15 protein-coding genes and 2 pseudogenes are annotated in these 15999 nt (G+C 61.5%); 7 read left to right on the forward strand and 10 right to left on the reverse strand.

The features are described from left to right. Nucleotides 1-297 precede the first annotated feature (297 nt). The 6 genes from NF876_RS41590 to NF876_RS41615 all read left to right on the forward strand — a co-directional run bounded on the left by NF876_RS41590 (nt 298) and on the right by NF876_RS41615 (nt 7677). The gene (locus tag NF876_RS41590; RefSeq protein WP_210805701.1) at nt 298-1278 is read left to right on the forward strand and encodes an NUDIX hydrolase; all 981 of its coding nucleotides are present in this window, start codon (nt 298-300) and stop codon (nt 1276-1278) included. Between the two features lie 158 nt (nt 1279-1436). Then, nucleotides 1437-2435: a quinolinate synthase NadA gene (gene nadA, locus NF876_RS41595; RefSeq protein ID WP_210805699.1), complete on the forward strand. Its 999-nt coding sequence runs from the start codon at nt 1437-1439 to the stop codon at nt 2433-2435. 9 nt (nt 2436-2444) lie between these two features. Continuing rightward, nucleotides 2445-4043 (forward strand): L-aspartate oxidase, encoded by a 1599-nt coding sequence (locus NF876_RS41600; RefSeq protein ID WP_262273571.1) that lies wholly within the window; start codon nt 2445-2447, stop codon nt 4041-4043. Continuing rightward, on the forward strand, nt 4040-4915 hold the full coding sequence (gene nadC, locus NF876_RS41605; protein ID WP_210805695.1) for a carboxylating nicotinate-nucleotide diphosphorylase: 876 nt from the start codon (nt 4040-4042) through the stop codon (nt 4913-4915). The genes NF876_RS41600 and nadC overlap by 4 nt, the downstream gene beginning before the upstream one ends. 564 nt (nt 4916-5479) lie before the next feature. Beyond that, the gene (pabB, locus tag NF876_RS41610; RefSeq protein WP_114948551.1) at nt 5480-6877 is read left to right on the forward strand and encodes an aminodeoxychorismate synthase component I; all 1398 of its coding nucleotides are present in this window, start codon (nt 5480-5482) and stop codon (nt 6875-6877) included. Beyond that, nucleotides 6874-7677, forward strand: coding sequence for an aminotransferase class IV (locus tag NF876_RS41615; protein ID WP_210805693.1), 804 nt, complete (start codon nt 6874-6876; stop codon nt 7675-7677). Before pabB ends, NF876_RS41615 begins: the two co-directional genes overlap by 4 nt. 175 nt (nt 7678-7852) lie before the next feature. Here the strand turns inward: NF876_RS41615 and NF876_RS41620 are convergent. The 4 genes and pseudogenes from NF876_RS41620 to NF876_RS41635 all read right to left on the reverse strand — a co-directional run. After that, nucleotides 7853-8107 (reverse strand): annotated as a pseudogene (locus tag NF876_RS41620) (IS5/IS1182 family transposase); the annotation flags it as partial. Continuing rightward, a pseudogene (locus NF876_RS41625) lies at nt 8105-8404 on the reverse strand (transposase); the annotation flags it as partial. The pseudogenes NF876_RS41625 and NF876_RS41620, both read right to left, overlap by 3 nt. Nucleotides 8405-8549: 145 nt before the next feature. Continuing rightward, the gene (locus NF876_RS41630; protein WP_114948553.1) at nt 8550-8954 is read right to left on the reverse strand and encodes a type II toxin-antitoxin system HicB family antitoxin; all 405 of its coding nucleotides are present in this window, start codon (nt 8952-8954) and stop codon (nt 8550-8552) included. 3 nt (nt 8955-8957) lie between these two features. Then, nucleotides 8958-9146, reverse strand: a complete 189-nt coding sequence (locus NF876_RS41635; RefSeq protein WP_114948554.1) for a type II toxin-antitoxin system HicA family toxin — start codon at nt 9144-9146, stop codon at nt 8958-8960. 229 nt (nt 9147-9375) lie between these two features. Between NF876_RS41635 and NF876_RS41640 the strand changes: the two genes are divergently transcribed. Beyond that, nucleotides 9376-9600: a hypothetical protein gene (locus NF876_RS41640; protein ID WP_210805691.1), complete on the forward strand. Its 225-nt coding sequence runs from the start codon at nt 9376-9378 to the stop codon at nt 9598-9600. A gap of 40 nt (nt 9601-9640) precedes the next feature. Here the strand turns inward: NF876_RS41640 and NF876_RS41645 are convergent, their stop codons facing one another. The 6 genes from NF876_RS41645 to NF876_RS41665 form a co-directional block, all read right to left on the reverse strand. Continuing rightward, nucleotides 9641-9799, reverse strand: a complete 159-nt coding sequence (locus NF876_RS41645; RefSeq protein ID WP_162820807.1) for a hypothetical protein — start codon at nt 9797-9799, stop codon at nt 9641-9643. A 354-nt stretch (nt 9800-10153) separates the two neighbouring features. Continuing rightward, a complete protein-coding gene (locus NF876_RS43790; RefSeq protein ID WP_162820808.1) occupies nt 10154-10342 on the reverse strand; it encodes a DUF5334 family protein in 189 nt (62 codons plus the stop codon). After that, nucleotides 10339-11271: an IS481 family transposase gene (locus NF876_RS41650; RefSeq protein ID WP_210805689.1), complete on the reverse strand. Its 933-nt coding sequence runs from the start codon at nt 11269-11271 to the stop codon at nt 10339-10341. Before NF876_RS41650 ends, NF876_RS43790 begins: the two co-directional genes overlap by 4 nt. A 487-nt stretch (nt 11272-11758) precedes the next feature. Next, nucleotides 11759-13369, reverse strand: coding sequence for a phosphoenolpyruvate carboxykinase (locus NF876_RS41655; protein ID WP_262273572.1), 1611 nt, complete (start codon nt 13367-13369; stop codon nt 11759-11761). Between the two features lie 125 nt (nt 13370-13494). Then, nucleotides 13495-14208, reverse strand: coding sequence for a carbonic anhydrase (locus NF876_RS41660; protein WP_262266283.1), 714 nt, complete (start codon nt 14206-14208; stop codon nt 13495-13497). Between the two features lie 409 nt (nt 14209-14617). After that, on the reverse strand, nt 14618-15999 hold a 1382-nt coding region (locus tag NF876_RS41665), incomplete at its 5' end, for a methylmalonyl-CoA mutase family protein (RefSeq protein WP_262273573.1).

A 15999-nucleotide genomic window follows, 5' to 3' on the forward strand; every position in this document is an offset into this window, starting at 1 on the left:
ATGCTGCCGTGGCCGTCAGCCAGAGATCGATGGCCTGCGGCCGGTGAGAGACAAGTCGCTTCATCAGGGCACAATTCAAAAGATCAGGTGAGGAGCAATGGAGGGCTGCGAGTGCATACTGCCCAGCTGGGCACCCGATCGTGCCGATGGGCTTCCATGGCAGATTCGATTTTTGGGCGGTACCCAGCAAAACAGCCTTTATCTAGGTCCTTAGTCTTGCCTCTGTAATAAAGCCCTCGACAGGAGGCACAAAGACTTCCACCATTCTGACCCAGACCCTGTAGCTTTTGAGTTTCCATGCCTTCTGCCCCGACCACCCGGCGCCCTAAGACCCTCAAGCAGCGTTATCTTGCCCCGACCGTCGATCTCAGCGCCGTGATCATGGCGGCCACGCCGGACGAGCCGCGGGTCCTCGCCGTCCGGGTCGACCAGCTGGAGGGGCTGCCGTCCGGGCCGTTGCAATCGCAGCATCGCACCCTGGAAATGGGCTTGCGGACGTGGGTGGCCGAGCAGACACAGTTGACACTCGGCTACGTCGAGCAGCTCTATACCTTTGGCGACCGCGACCGGACCGAAGCCGATGTGCCCGGGACCGGGCATGCCCTATCGATTGCCTATCTCGCCCTCGTGCGGGAGGCGCGGCCGGCCGGGCTGGTCCATGCCGCCTGGCGCAATTGGTACAACTATCTTCCGTGGGAGGACTGGCGTGAGGGTCGTCCACAGGCGCTCAAGGTCATCGAACCAGCCCTGGAGGCGTGGGCCCGTTCGGGTGGGAAGGCTCTCAGAACCTTTCGTGAGGAACGGATCGAACTCACATTTGGCTTTGAATCCGGGACATGGACCGATGAACGGGTGCTGGAGCGGTATGAACTCCTGTTCGAGGCGGGTCTGGTAGCTGAGGCCTTCCGCGACGCACAGCCATCTGGCTCCGCCAAGATGCGGTTCGCACCTGGACAGTGGATGGCGCTCGACCATCGGCGGATCCTGGCCACGGCCATCGGCCGCCTGCGCGGCAAGATCAAGTACCGGCCCGTCATCTTCGAGCTCATGCCGGCCTCCTTCACCCTGCTCGACCTTCAGAAGACGGTGGAGGCATTGTCCGGTGTCCGGCTGCACAAGCAGAACTTCCGCCGCCTGATCGAGATGCAGGGGCTGGTGGAGGAAACAGGCGAGATTTCGGCCGAGACAGGTGGGCGCCCGGCCCGGCTGGTGCGCTTCCGGCGAGAGGTGCTGGTAGAGCGTCCGGCGCCCGGCGTACGCCTGCCCCGCCTAAGATGAAGCACTGTTGCCGCAGATTGTGGGTTGACGATGACTTATACTCGCGCCTAGCATAAGTCATGCGCTGGCTACAAAGCCGGTTTTCTTACGCATCAGTAATGCTCAGTATGAGTATTAATGTGACCCACTAATGCTCACAGCGAGCATAGGAGGCTGCCATGGCCAGTGCTGCTTCGTTTGCGTCCGTATCCCTGCCCCTGCCTGAGCTCTACGCGCGTGTCCGAAACCATGTCCCGGCCCTGGAATGGCCCGTGTTCGCCAGTGACATTGAGGCCATCTTGGCGCTCAAGCGTCAGCATAACGCGGTCATTCTGGCCCACAACTATCAGACACCAGAGATCTTCCATACGGTGGCCGACATCGTCGGCGACAGCCTGGCTCTGGCTCGTGAGGCGGTGAACACGGACGCTGACGTGATCGTGCTCGCTGGCGTGCATTTCATGGCGGAAACCGCCAAACTCCTGAACCCCGACAAGACGGTGCTCATCCCGGACGCCGAGGCCGGATGTTCACTCGCTGAGTCGATCACGGCCGAGGATGTGCGTCAGCTGCGGGCGCGGTATCCGGGCGTGCCCGTGGTCACCTATGTGAACACGTCTGCCGCCGTGAAGGCCGAGTCGGACATCTGCTGTACCTCAGGCAATGCCAAGAAGGTCATTGAGTCCCTCGGCGTTGATCGAGTGATCATGCTGCCGGACGAGTTCCTGGCCCAGAACACGGCCGCCCAAGTGCCCGGGATTGAGATCATCACATGGGCAGGGCACTGCGAGGTCCACGAGCGCTTCACCCCTGAGGACATCCGAGCCGTGCGCGAAAGCTACCCAGATGTCGTGGTGCTGGCCCATCCGGAGGCGCCGCCGGAGGTCATTGCCGAGGCGGACTATGCCGGATCGACCGCCGGGATGGCTGACTTCGTCGGCGAGAAGCGCCCGGCCCGGGTCGCCCTCGTGACCGAGTGCTCGATGAGCGACAACGTGGCGGCTCTGTATCCCGAGGTCGAGTTTGTGCGGCCCTGCAATCTGTGCCCGCACATGAAGCGCATCACCCTGCCCAAGATTCATCAGGCTCTTGAGCAGCGCCGGCACGAAGTCACGATCGATCCGGCAGTGGCCGAGCGAGCCCGGCTGGCGGTCGAGCGCATGCTCGCTGTTCGCTGAGGGCCGAGCATGAAAACCATCCATCCGCGCGACCGTGTGGTGGTCGTGGGCGGCGGCATCGCAGGGCTCGCAACCGCCCTGCACCTAACACCGCTGCCCGTGACCTTGATCGTCGCCTCCCCCTTGGGGCAGCAGGCCTCCACGCCTCTGGCGCAGGGTGGGATAGCCGCAGCCCTCGGAACCGATGACCACCCTGCCCTGCACGCCGCCGACACCTGTTGGGCGGGAGCCGGTCTGAGCGATCCTGATGTTGCCGCTCGGGTGGCCGCCGCCGCGCCCGCCTGTATCGAGTGGCTGATGGCTCAGGGTACCTCATTTGATCGAACCGCGTCGGGTGAGGATCTGATCCTGGGGCTGGAAGCCGCCCATTCCCGTCGGCGGATCGTTCATGCGGAGGGCGACAAAACCGGCAAAAGCGCTTTCGAGGCCCTCATCCAGGTTGTTAGGAAAACCCCATGGATCGAGGTCCGGGAGGGTCATCGGGTGACTGAACTGGCGCTCGATGCCAACGGTCAGGTGACCGGGGTGTTCTGCACCACGGGAGGCCTCGAAGGCAGGGATGAGCCCATCCTAATCCCGGGCCGGGCCGTGGTATTGGCGACAGGCGGGGTCGGAGGTCTTTACGCGCACACCACCAACCCCTTGAGTGCGATTGGCGGCGGACTGGCGCTCGCAGCCCGTGCGGGCGCGGTGCTGCGCGATCTCGAGTTCGTTCAGTTCCATCCGACAGCCATTGCGGCCGGTCTTGATCCGATGCCGCTGGCCACCGAGGCGCTGCGCGGCGAAGGGGCGGTGCTCGTCAACAGCCGCGGGGAGCGCTTCATGCAGGACATTCCCGGGGCGGAGCTGGCACCGCGCGACGTGGTCGCCCGGGCGATCTTCGCCCAGATCTGTGCCGGTGAGCGCGTGTTCCTCGACACGCGCCAGGTGCTTGGGGAGCGGATCACCTGCAGGTTCCCAGGCGTGACGGCACTGTGCCGCGCCGCTGGTCTTGATCCGGTTGCCAATCCGATCCCCGTGCGCCCCGCCGCCCATTACCACATGGGCGGGATCAAAGTGGGCCATTGGGGTCGCAGCGCGGTTGAAGGGCTCTGGGCGTGCGGCGAGGTTGCGTCAACCGGCCTCCATGGGGCGAACCGGCTGGCGAGCAACTCGCTCCTAGAGGCCCTGGCTTATGCCGAATGGATTGCTGATGACATCAAGGGGGCAACATGTGGCTCGCCCGCCAGCCAGTCGCCCTCACCTCCTCTTGCTCTGCAACCGTCCGGCTCTGGTGATCAGGCATGTCCGCGTCTCCCACAGATCCGGTCGTGGATGGACGGTCAGGTTGGCGTGCTTCGCGATGCGGCAGGGTTGAGAGGGGCGATCTGCCACCTCCGAGCACTGGTTCACGTGGCGCGTACAACGGGTGAGCGCGACGCCGCCCTGATCAGCCTGATGATCGCCATAGCCGCATACAGCCGAAGCGAGAGCCGAGGCGCCCATCAGCGGCTCGATCACCCTCACCTGCTTCCGGAACAGCATACCGAGGCCACCCTCGATCAGGCATTGCACATCACAGCCCAAACCGGCAACGAACCAGCCGCACCTGCTAGGAGAGTCGTATGAAGCCGTTCCTTGTCACACAGAACGCCCTCGCCCCGCTATCGCGCTTGCTGGTGGAGCCGATCGTGCGCGCAGCACTGCTCGAAGATCTGGGCCGGGCCGGCGACATCACGACCGATGCCGTCATTCCCGCCGACGCGAGATTGCACGGGGCTATTGTGGCGCGTGAACCCGGGGTGGTCGCCGGCATCGATGCAGCGCTTCTGGCATTCACCTTAATTGACCGTGCGGTCACGGTCACCTTGGACCGCCCCGATGGCAGCCATGTGGAACGGGGAGACGCTGTTCTGCGGGTAAATGGACCGGCCCGGAGCATTCTCTCGGCGGAACGTGTGGCGCTCAATCTGCTCTGCCGGCTCTCGGGGATCGCAACAGCGACTGCGGCTCTCGTTGACGCTGTCCGGCCTCACGGGTATTCCCGGATCGTCTGCACACGCAAGACCACCCCGGGACTGCGCTCGCTCGAGAAGCATGCCGTCCGGGCGGGTGGAGGCGCCAACCATCGCTTTGGGCTCGATGATGCCGTTCTGATCAAGGACAACCACATTGCCCTTGTCGGAGGCGTCCGGCCGGCGCTGGAGCGCGCGCGCGCAAGTGTGGGTCACCTCGTCAAGATCGAGATCGAGGTCGATACTCTCGATCAGCTGGATGAGGTGCTGGAGGTTGGAGCTGAAGCCATTCTGCTCGACAACATGAGCCCAGACACCCTGGTCGAGGCCGTTCGGCGCGTGAATGGGCGAGCCATCACGGAGGCCTCCGGCCGGGTTACGGTTGCGACGGTACCTGCCATCGCAGCCTCAGGCGTGGATCTGATCTCGACCGGCTGGATCACACATAGCGCGCCGATCCTTGATCTTGGCTTGGACTTACCCTGAGGCAGCACGTTGTGGAGTAAGGTGGACCGATCAGTGTGACCAAGGCATTGTTTGGGATCCAGCCAATCGCGGAAACACTGCCCAGGATCTTGGCTTCTGGAGGACACCTCCCATGCTTGCAATCCTCGATAACTTCGCCCAAAAAGGCGGTGGTATCTGATCGTCTGGTCGCGGCACTTCTGGAGGATTTCATCCGGCGCGGCTCCCGCAGCCATCCGTAATTTGCCTCTCGTGAATGCTGTTGATACGCCCCTGCGAGGCGCTCCATTGGTGGGGCAGCAGCGATTGTGTTTGCCAGAGGAATGGAAGGTGTACCTCACCTCCACTGGTTGGAGATTGTTTCGGATGAGCGCTTATGCATCGCAGTTAATGAGGCTCCTTACGTTCCTGCGTCAGTCTCTCAACGTCACGTGGTCCCGTTAAACGCGGTTAATACTTTGTGGGCACAGGGCGAAGTTCTCAATGAATATTTTCTGAGGTCCGGTGCCAGAAACGATCTGCCGGGAAGCTCGTGCTAATTAGCTCAAGACAATCCCTTCAAGAATGTGATGGATCCATTTAGAGATGTCGCTGTTCGTTCTCCCACTACCGTTTCGCGATCCACTTGTGACATTTCAGGCATTCGCGTTTGATCCCTATGCGGCGCTCCTCGACAGCGCTTCCACCAATGACGAACGAAGCCGTTATGCTTATATTGCCGTGGAACCATTCCGCGTCATTGCAGCGCACGATGAGGCCACGATCAATGGCGTCCCGGTCCGCGGAGATCCCTTCACGGTTCTGGAGCGCGAGCTTGCGGCTCACCGTCTCCCGGCGGGGGAGATCCCAGTCCCCTTTGGCACCGGCGCTGTCGGATTTTTCGGCTATGGCCTGGGCCGCCATTTGGAAGCGTTACCCGAACCGGCGGTCGATCATCTTAACCTTCCGGAAATGGTGTTAGGTCTTTACGACGTGATTGTCGCGTTCGACCTCAGAACCCGTCAGTCATGGGTTGTGAGTAGCGGGGTTCCTGAGAAATCTGAGGCCGCGAGGCGCCAGCGTGCTGAGGAGCGGGGAAAAGCCGTCGCAGCCCGGATGGAGGCCAGTTCTCAAGAGATTCCCTCTCTCGACTGGTCGCCTCTCGCGACATGGCAGTATGAGCAAGCGCGCGACACGGTTGAGGCTTCGATCAGCAAAGTAATCGACTACATTCGCGCCGGCGACATTTTCCAAGCCAATCTGACCCAGCGCTATCGTGCCTCACGGCCAAAGGGTCTCAATGACTTTATGCTCTACCGAAGGCTGCGTGCCCTTAGTCCGTCACCGTTCGCGGCCTTTCTCCGCTGTGGTCCAGGATTGAGTGTAGCGAGTGCCTCGCCGGAGCGCTTTCTCCAATTGGACCCAGACGGACACGTGGAGACCCGTCCGATTAAGGGCACCCGGAGGCGCGATCCCAATCCGACCCGTGATGCCGCGCTTGCCCTTGAGCTCACTCACAGTGCAAAGGATCGCGCCGAAAACACAATGATCGTTGATCTGATGCGGAATGATCTTGGCCGGGTCTGTACCTTGGGCAGCATTCATGTCCCGCAGCTCTGCGGTCTCGAGACTTTCGCTTCGGTCCATCATCTCGTCTCCGCTGTGCAAGGGAAGCTCAGACCTGAATTCGGGCTGGTCGATCTCCTGCGGGCGAGCTTTCCAGGAGGGTCGATCACCGGAGCTCCAAAGATCCGCGCTATGGAGATCATTGCCGAACTGGAGTCGGCCCCTCGAGGCGTCTATTGCGGGAGCATTGCGTGGATTGGGTTCGACGGTGCAATGGACAGCAATATCGCCATCCGGACCCTCACCTGCGCAGGGGACACCATCCTGGCACAGGCCGGTGGTGGGATTACCGCCGATTCGTGTCCGGAGTTAGAGTTCAAGGAAGCCATGGTCAAACTCCGGCCGCTCCTCCAGGCTGTCGCGGGCAGGGCAGCATGAAGGTCTGGCTCAATGGCACCCTGTGCTCCGTCGAAACGGCACGAATTGTACCGACGGACCGCGGACTGATGCTCGGTGACGGATTGTTTGAGACCATCCTGGTTCAGGCCGGCCAACCGCGCAGGCTTGTTGCGCATCTCGCGCGGCTTCATGCTGGCGCCCGGGTGATCGGGCTCGCCCTGCCACCGATTAATTTTACCGCTGCTTTCCAAGCCTTACTCGACGCAAATAGCTTGTCAGATGGGTCTCTGCGCCTCACCATCACGCGCGGGAGTGGCCCGCGGGGCATCCTTCCACCTGCTGATCCACAGCCGACGATCCTGATCACTGCGTATCCCCTTGCCCCACATCTGGCGTCTGCGCGTTGCGTTCTGGCAAGGTGCACCCGCCGCAACGAGTATTCTCCTCTCGCAGGTGTTAAGAGCCTCAACTGTCTCGATAATGTCCTCGCGCGGCGTGAGGCCGCCGCGCGAGGAGCAGATGATGCGATTCTTTGTAACACGGCAGGATTGCTCGCTGAGGCAACGGCGGCTAACCTGTTTCTCGTTCGGGGTAGACAGATCATGACCCCTCCGCTCGGCGATGGAGCGCTTCCGGGTGTCATGCGTGCGGCCATGTTGGACTTAGGCGCAGTTGAGATGCGGCTCTCAGCCGAGGACATTCTGGACGCCGACGAGGCGTTCCTGACAAGCAGCCTTGGCATGCGAGGGGTTTGTCAGATCGAACAGCGTCGGCTCAGAGAACAGCCTTCTCCAATGGTGAACGAAATGGTGCAAGCTGCGATGGCCTCAACGGTATGATCGCGTCACCTTGGTGTTGATACAGAAAGCCCTTACCGCCTATCAAGAGGCAATGATGAGACGAGATCGTCAAGTTCATGCTCGGTTCAAAGGGTCATGGGTAAGCTGTCGGATACGATCGTGCAGCGCACATCATGCGGATCGGATGCAGCGTGGGTTCAATCATGCCTGACATCTAGGCAGCGGGCTCATAACTGCGGATCCAGATGCGAGCTGAGATCAGCTTGATAGCGGCTAGTAAGTTGTCCGGGTTCTTGTCGTACCGCGTGGCAATGCCGCGGAATTGTTTGAGCTTGTTGAAGAAGCGCTCCACCAGATTTCTGTAGCGGTACAGGAACGCACTGAAGACAAACGAACCCTTGCGGTTGCTCTTGGGCGGGATGTTGGCCCAGACGTCTTGCTCCTGCGCCTGCTCGCGAATGGCGTTGCCTTTCTTGATGAAGCCGGTCTCGTCGAGCACCAGCACGGCGTCAGGATCACCGAAATGCTCGACCACATAGGCGCAGGTCTTCGAGCACGGCGTCGGCATCCCAGTGCATGCGGGCGGGGAAATCCTGCACGCCATCGGGGTTGGGATCGCCGGCGGCTTCGGCCAGGTGCCAACCGTTCATGCGCTCCAGCGGCGCGAGCAGACCCTGCAAGTAGGCCCGGGCCCGCCGTCGTGGCTCAATGCGGGGCACAGATCGTCCAACCGATCGGCCCAGCGATGGGCCTCGCTTGCGTGCATCATGGCGCGACACCTCCGTGTCTAAGACAACGCACAATGCCCAGCTGCAGTACTAAAGCGCGCCGCAGATATGCCCAAAACATCAAGGGCAAAATGAACCCGCTGGCTCGCGCCAGCGGGTTCATTTTGCCGGATAGTCGGAATACTAGGCTGCTTCCATTTCCATCATCCGCTTGGCCGCCTGTGTAAGTAAGCCAGAGCGGTTATAGCCGTGGCTTTCTGCATAGCGGTCAACTTGTTCCAAGACATCTTCGGGCATGGTGATGTTCACACGAACCGTCTTGGCTGAGTTTTGCGGAGCTGCAACTAGAATGGCAACGCCCTCCCGGTTTTCGGGGTCGCACATAATAGCCTCTAGGGAGGATGGCTCTGGAATAGCCTCACCATCTTCCGCCAATCCTTCAAGGTGCAGTGCCAATGCCTCTTCGGCAAAGGATCGCGCCTCATCAAGGGTTGTTCCAGCGGTAACGCAACCCGACAAATCAGGAAATGACACGCCGTAGTCGCTACCTTCTTCCTTATGGATCAGAGCGATGTAGTGACGACGCATAGTTCACCTCAATTTTAGCCCCGCTTGCCTTTCTATGCTCCGGAGCGTTCCTACTGGGATGTCACGTTTCGGATGTGGGACTGTCACACGACCAGGCTTTGTAGGGTGCTTGAATTGTACGTGGCTGCCCTTTTGGGCCACTCTTTGCCAGCCATCCGCCTCAAGCGCCGCTATAATATCCCGGCTGTCCATGGTGTGTATAAATACACACCTGTTCGCTACATGTCAACAGACATAGCCGTTAGAAGGTTCCTTGGAGGAGGATCCTAATCCCAGCGACGGGCCTGACTTGCCGCGAGAGCCGCCCGAACTGCCAGGAGACAACATTCCGACGGCCCGGCCATCGTAGCCGGCGACGGTGGGCCATCACCATCCCGTCACACTTGCTTGGCATCATCCCATCCGCGATAGGGAGATCCTCATGAGCACGCCTCGGTTCACGGAGGAGGAAATCACGGCCCGCGCTTGCGAGCTCGCCAACGAGCAAGGGCTTGCCTGGGAAGCTATCATCGCAGAGGAACAGGTCGGCAGGGATACGGCCGAGCTCCGCTACTGGCGAGATCTGACCCTAAAGGAGCTTGAGGCAGAGCAACCGATAGTCCTGGTGGTCGAGGACAGCACGCTCAAGACGGTGGGGCTCGATTAAGGCTTAACCGCTCCTTGATATGCCCCCACGCTGAGCGTCCCTATTCGCTGTTCTCGACGGCCTCGATAGCGGCGGTTCCAACTGCTTCCAGGATTTGGTTCTGCGTCTCCGGATCGACACTGGCCCACCACTCACGGAAGCCTTGCCGCGTCTCCAACTCCGCAAGGACAGCGTCGGCAACCTTTCGAGTCTTATCCATCGTGTGCCTCCATGTAGGCTCGTTCAGGCTTGGCCAGCATCCAAGCATAGCCGCATTTCCACCAGCCTCAGCGACAGGCGGGGAATGGTGGATCGGGCTGTACGGATTTAGCCTACCTCTGAGCCACAGTTAGGTTCTGAGACCACAAAGGCCGAAGAAGCGGCTCCGCCGATAATGGCGGACGACGCCAGAACTTTTCCAATCCAGCTATAGAGCGCAACGCGATCCTTGTGAGTCATAAAGCCCTCCAGTCGGCACACGTCCCAGACAACGTAGATGGGCGGAGCTGAGTTGCCTCAATCGAGGGCCTGGGAAGACCGGGATAGCCTCCCACGCCGAGCTTAAGCTACAGGGTTAGTCTTCCATCTCGAACGTTTGGTACTCTCCAGTCTGGTAGTCATAAACTTCCAGTTTAACGGTGCTGCCATGCCGTTGGATGCTCTCGACAGAATAGGTCCCGTACCCTCTCTCCGAGTGGTAGACTTCGATATGATTCCCCGACGGACAAGGTTCCCGGTTTCGATTTCTGTGAGTTCTGATCAGGTTGTTCCGGCGAGGGTCTGAGCTGGTGTTCGTCGGGCAAGACTACCATGCGGGCGCTGCTGATTGTACCAGGTCAGCCACCGCGGCAGGTCAGCGGCCCGAGTGTCCGATGAACTGAATGGGATCGTATGGGCCCATTTGCGCAGGAGCGTCTGGATAAAGCGCTCGGCCTTGCCATTCGTCTTGGGCGTGTAAGGACGGGTGCGGATGTGCCGGATCCCGAGCATCCTCAGGACTTTGCGGAACAGCCGCGCGACGTACCCTGACCCGTTATCCGTCATCACCCGCTCAACCTGGATCCCGCGCGCTCTGAACCAGCGCAGAGCTCTGACCAGGAAGGTCGTAGTCGAGCGGCGGGTCTCATCCTGCAACCCCTCGACATAGGCCAGCCGAGTGGCGTCATCGATGGCTACATGAAAGCAGTCGTACCCTGCGCCAGTGCTGGGGTTGCGCCGGTCACCCGTGATGCGATGCCCCACACGCTCGAAGCGGGCCAGCTTCTTGATGTCCAGGTGGATCAGTTCGCCAGGATGCTGGCGCTGATAGCGTCGGGGTGGCTCCTTGGGCTGGAGCGCTGCCAAGCGGCCCAGCCCACGTCGGGTGAGCCAGGCTGCGACAGTGGAGCGGGCCAGCTTCAGCTTGCCGGCGATCTCCTCGGCGGTGAGCCGGTACTCCCGCCGGAGCATCTCAATCACGCTGATCCAGTACTCACCGGTTCGATTGGCAACGGTTCTCGGGCAGGACGAGCGGTTGTCCAACCCGCCTGGTCCTTCCGCCCGATAGCGGGCCAGCCACTTGCGGGCGGTGCGCTCGCTGACGCCAAAGACTTGGGCCACTTCGCGAAGAGGCCGGCCCTCCTCAAGGATGCGGCGGATCATTTCCGCTCGACCCAGCCGGGTCGCACGGGCATTCTGGTGCAGGTTGTTCATTCCTCAGGTCCATCGGCAATCGTGTCGCAACGACCACCTTCAGGCCCTCAGACGGGATGAACAACCTCCTCAGATCTCACAGCTAGGCATGTATGGCGCTTCACTCCAGTCTCGGTCCTCCCAAAGGGCGGGTCATCGATAAGTCTGACACGAGGACCAAGCTGGCGAAGAACTTGAAGCGATCCAAGCCCTTTTGCTTGATGGAAATCCGTTGCTCGGACCCTATTCAGACGCCGTATGGATTGGACTGTCTTTTTCAGAGAGGAGCGGGACAGTTGGAATAGAGCGTTAGAGCCGCAGACGTTGACGATTGAGCTGCAGGCCCCGCCTTCAAACACTATGCGCATGTACATCGACTGACTGTGATGACACAGCCAACTTACTGAGACGGCTTGGGTGAAGTTGAAACACCGGCAGTCATGGACAGGGTCAAAGAGTCGAGCCAAGCTCCGGCACAGTTCAAAATCACCCAAACCACCTCTATAATTCAGGCCGCGATCGACGTCTGCGGCGCGGCCGAGCGGACGTCGGAATCCACATGGCCCTCGAAGCGCTTGAAGTTCTCGTTGAACATGTCGATCAGGCGCTTGGCGGTCTCGGCGAACTCCGCCTTGTTCTGCCAGGTCTTCACCGGATAGAGGATGTGCGGCTCGACACCGGGCACCGAGGTCGGAACCGCGAAGCCGAAATAGGGATCGCGGCGGAAATCGGCCCGGGAGAGCGAACCGTCGAGGGCTGCGGTGAGCAGGCGGCGGGTGACGCGGATCGGCATGCGCCGGCCGACGCCGTACTTGCCGCCCGTCCAACCCGTGTTGACGAGCCAGCAATCCACCGAGTGCTTGGCGATGAGATCGCGCAGCAGGTTGCCGTATTCAGACGGATGACGCGGCATGAAGGGCGCGCCGAAGCAGGTCGAGAAGGTCGCCTCCGGATCCTTCACGCCCTTCTCCGTGCCCGCCACCTTGGCGGTGTAGCCGGAGAGGAAATGGTACATGGCCTCGGCCGGCGTCAGCTTGGCGATGGGAGGCAGCACGCCGAAAGCGTCGCAGGTGAGCATCACGATGTTCTTCGGGATGCCCGCGCGGCCTGTGGCGCTCGCATTGGGAATGAAGTCCAGGGGATAGGCGCAGCGCGTGTTTTCCGTCTTCGACGCGTCGTCGAAATCGGGAATGCGGGTGATCGGGTCGATCGTCACGTTCTCCAGCACCGTGCCGAAACGCTCGGTGGTGGAGAAGATCTCGGGCTCCGCCTCGCGGGACAGACGGATGGTCTTGGCGTAGCAGCCGCCCTCAAAGTTGAACACGCCGTTCGGGCCCCAGCCATGCTCGTCGTCGCCGAGCAGGATGCGGTTCGGATCGGCCGAAAGCGTTGTCTTGCCGGTGCCCGAGAGGCCGAAGAACACGGCCACGTCGCCCCGGTCGCCCACATTGGCCGAGCAATGCATGGGCATGACCTTCTGGGCGGGCAGCACGTAGTTGAGATAGGTGAAGACCGACTTCTTCATCTCGCCCGCATAGGACGTGCCGCCGATGAGCACGATCTTGCGCTTGAAGTCGCAGGCGATGACCGTCTCCGTGCGGCAGCCGTGACGGGCCGGGTCCGCCTTGAAGGACGGCAGGTCGATGATGGTCAGGCCGGGCACGTAATCGGCGAGCTCGCCGCGATCCGGACGGATCAGCAGGTTGCGGATGAAGAGCGAGTGCCAGGCATATTCCGTGAACACACGGGCCTCGACCCGGTAGGCCGGATCGGCGCCGCCGTAGAGGTCCTGCGCGAACAGCTCCTTGCCTTCCGCATGGGCCAGGAAGTCGGCCAGCAGGGTGTCGAAATGGCCGGGCGTGATGGCGCCGTTGTTGTCCCACCACACGGTGTTTTCCGTGGTCTCGTCGCGCACCACGAACTTGTCCTTGGGCGAGCGGCCCGTATGCACGCCGGTGTCGGCCAGGAGCGCCCCGCCCTGCACGAGCCGGGTCTCGCCCCGGGTCAGGGACTGCTCGTAGAGAGCAGGCGCCTCGAGGTTCCAGTAGACCCGTTTGAGATTGCGGAGGCCGGAGGCCTCAGCGCCCTGTGCGCTGTTGAACACGCCGATATTTTCCACGGAAGACTTCTCCTTGTAGATGATAGCCGAGAAGTGAGTTCGGCTTCCAATTTGTAGATGCCCGTATGTACAGGTTGGCCTAAGGGCTTATCGCCAATGTGGCCTCATCGTCGACTACGTTGAGTCTAAAGCCAAGACATTCTTGCCGAAGCCGGTGCCATCGCAGTTCCGTCCGTTGCGGAGAACATCGAGACCCGGTGGGGCATGTCCTCGACCATAGACCGATACTCACCAGTCTCCGGGTCACGCACCATCAGGACACCGGACGCCACGCCAAAGTAAGCGCCGTGGAGTTCCAGCTTACCGCGCTCCACGAGGGTGCGAATGCAGGGGAAGGTCATTAGGTTGTTGAGGCTGTTCTCAATGGCCGCCAGTTCGAGACGGGTGAGATAGTCGGCGAAATTTATGTTCCCGCGCGGGCCGATCCGCTCGCCCGCGGGCTTGATCAGGTTCATCCAGCGGCCGATGAAGTCACCCGGCGACAGGGGGGCGGTCTCGTCCGCGAAGGCCCGGATGCCGCCGCAGCGGGCATGGCCCAGCACCACGATGTGCTTCACGCGCAGGGCCTGCACGGCGAATTCGAGCGCCGCCGAGGTGCTGTGGTAATCGCCCCCGGTCTCGAAGGGCGGCACCAGGTTCGCCACATTGCGCACCACGAACAATTCGCCCGGGCTCGCGTCGAAGATGACCTCCGGGGAGACGCGGCTGTCGCAGCAGCCGATCACCATCACTTCGGGCGCCTGGCCCTTCTCGGCCAGGGTCTCGAAGCGGTTCTTCTCGCGCGGGAAGCGTTCATTGAGGAATGCGCGGTAGCCTTCGGTCAGACGTTGCGGAAACATGGATCATCCTTCATTCAAGAATTCTTTGTGCAGAGAGTTTCGCGAGCCCGACCTCGACCTTATAGATTACGTCAACGATAACGACTTGGGATCCTACAGGTGCGCTTGGCATCTTCAAAAGTCAAAAAATTTCGCAATTTTTTGCCCATCGAAAACTCGTTCATTGCAAAATTTCCTCACGCTATATTAGACTTGCATCGAAATCCTTTGGATGGGGAGAGGATAGGTGAGCCGCAGGCTCCGATATTGGGCTTCCGCGCTCTGCTGGCCTCAATGTCGGGTACGACAATCGCGATATGGTTCTCGCGCCCAATCACGATTTCTCCAATCTCGTACCTGTAAGCTTGGTCCGGTAATTCGCAGATAGAGCAAAGATCTGCCGGTGTGCCTTTTCCCTAAGCCATACACATCACTGTGGCATGGGTTCCTCCTTGAACTCTAAACGGGCACTCAGCTCACGGATCAAGTTCACGGCCGCGTCGGCGATGACGGTGCCGGGCGGGAAGATCGCCGAGGCTCCGGCCTGATGAAGGGCGTCGAAGTCCTGCGGCGGGATCACGCCGCCCACCACGATCATGATGTCGTCGCGGCCGTACCTGGCGAGTTCCCCCTTCAGCTCCGGCACCAGGGTCAGGTGACCGGCCGCCAACGACGACACGCCGATGATGTGCACGTCGTTTTCGATCGCCTGGCGGGCCGCCTCCGCGGGCGTCGCGAAGAGCGGGCCGATATCCACGTCGAAGCCGAGATCGGCGAACGCGGAGGCGATCACCTTCTGGCCGCGGTCGTGTCCGTCCTGGCCCATCTTGGCCACCAGAATGCGCGGGCGCCGGCCATCGTCGTGCTCGAACTGCTCGACCAGGGCGCGAACCTTCTCCACGGCTGGCGACGCCATGCCGACCTCCCGCTTGTAAACGCCCGAGATCGCCTTGATCTCGGCGCGGTGACGGCCCCAGACCTTCTCCAGCGCGTCGGAGATCTCGCCCACTGTCGCCTTGACGCGGGCGGCCTTCACGGCGAGATCGAGCAGGTTGCCTTCGCCGGACGCGGCCACGTTCGAGAGATCAGAAAGCGCCGCTTCCACATCGGCCTGGTTGCGCTCGGCCTTCAGGCGCTGGAGCTTCTCGATCTGGCTTGCGCGGACGGCGGCGTTGTTGACCTTGAGGATGTCGATGGACGCCTCGTCATCGGTGCGGAAGGCGTTCACGCCGATGATCTTCTGGTGTCCGGAATCGATGCGCGCCTGGGTGCGGGCCGCCGCCTCCTCGATCTTCAGCTTCGGAATTCCCGCCTCGATGGCCTTCGCCATGCCGCCCAGGGCTTCGACCTCCTGGATGTGGCTCCAGGCCTTCTGCGCCAGCTCGTAGGTGAGCCGCTCCACATAGTACGAGCCGCCCCACGGGTCGATGATGCGCGTGGTGCCGCTCTCCTGCTGCAGGAAGAGCTGCGTGTTGCGGGCGATACGGGCCGAAAAGTCGGTCGGGAGCGCGAGCGCCTCGTCCAGCGCGTTGGTATGCAACGACTGCGTATGGCCTTGGGTCGCCGCCATGGCCTCGATGCAGGTGCGGGTGACGTTGTTGAACACGTCCTGCGCCGTCAGCGACCAACCCGAGGTCTGCGAGTGCGTGCGCAGGGGCAGGGACTTTTCGCTTTGCGGGTTGAAGCCCTTCACGAGCTTCGCCCAAAGCAGGCGCGCGGCGCGCATCTTGGCCACTTCCATGAAGAAGTTCATGCCCACCGCCCAGAAGAAGGACAGGCGCGGGGCGAACTGGTCGATGGTGAGCCCGGCCG

The organism is Microvirga yunnanensis (assembly GCF_025460875.1).

Coding starts and splice junctions, on each gene's coding strand:
- NF876_RS41590 (WP_210805701.1), top strand. CDS start 298: ATGCCTTCTGCCCCGACCACCCGGCGCCCTAAGACCCTCAAGCAGCGT.
- nadA (WP_210805699.1), top strand. CDS start 1,437: ATGGCCAGTGCTGCTTCGTTTGCGTCCGTATCCCTGCCCCTGCCTGAG.
- NF876_RS41600 (WP_262273571.1), top strand. CDS start 2,445: ATGAAAACCATCCATCCGCGCGACCGTGTGGTGGTCGTGGGCGGCGGC.
- nadC (WP_210805695.1), top strand. CDS start 4,040: ATGAAGCCGTTCCTTGTCACACAGAACGCCCTCGCCCCGCTATCGCGC.
- pabB (WP_114948551.1), top strand. CDS start 5,480: ATGTCGCTGTTCGTTCTCCCACTACCGTTTCGCGATCCACTTGTGACA.
- NF876_RS41615 (WP_210805693.1), top strand. CDS start 6,874: ATGAAGGTCTGGCTCAATGGCACCCTGTGCTCCGTCGAAACGGCACGA.
- NF876_RS41630 (WP_114948553.1), bottom strand. CDS start 8,954: ATGCGTCGTCACTACATCGCTCTGATCCATAAGGAAGAAGGTAGCGAC.
- NF876_RS41635 (WP_114948554.1), bottom strand. CDS start 9,146: ATGGACAGCCGGGATATTATAGCGGCGCTTGAGGCGGATGGCTGGCAA.
- NF876_RS41640 (WP_210805691.1), top strand. CDS start 9,376: ATGAGCACGCCTCGGTTCACGGAGGAGGAAATCACGGCCCGCGCTTGC.
- NF876_RS41645 (WP_162820807.1), bottom strand. CDS start 9,799: ATGGATAAGACTCGAAAGGTTGCCGACGCTGTCCTTGCGGAGTTGGAG.
- NF876_RS41650 (WP_210805689.1), bottom strand. CDS start 11,271: ATGAACAACCTGCACCAGAATGCCCGTGCGACCCGGCTGGGTCGAGCG.
- NF876_RS41660 (WP_262266283.1), bottom strand. CDS start 14,208: ATGTTTCCGCAACGTCTGACCGAAGGCTACCGCGCATTCCTCAATGAA.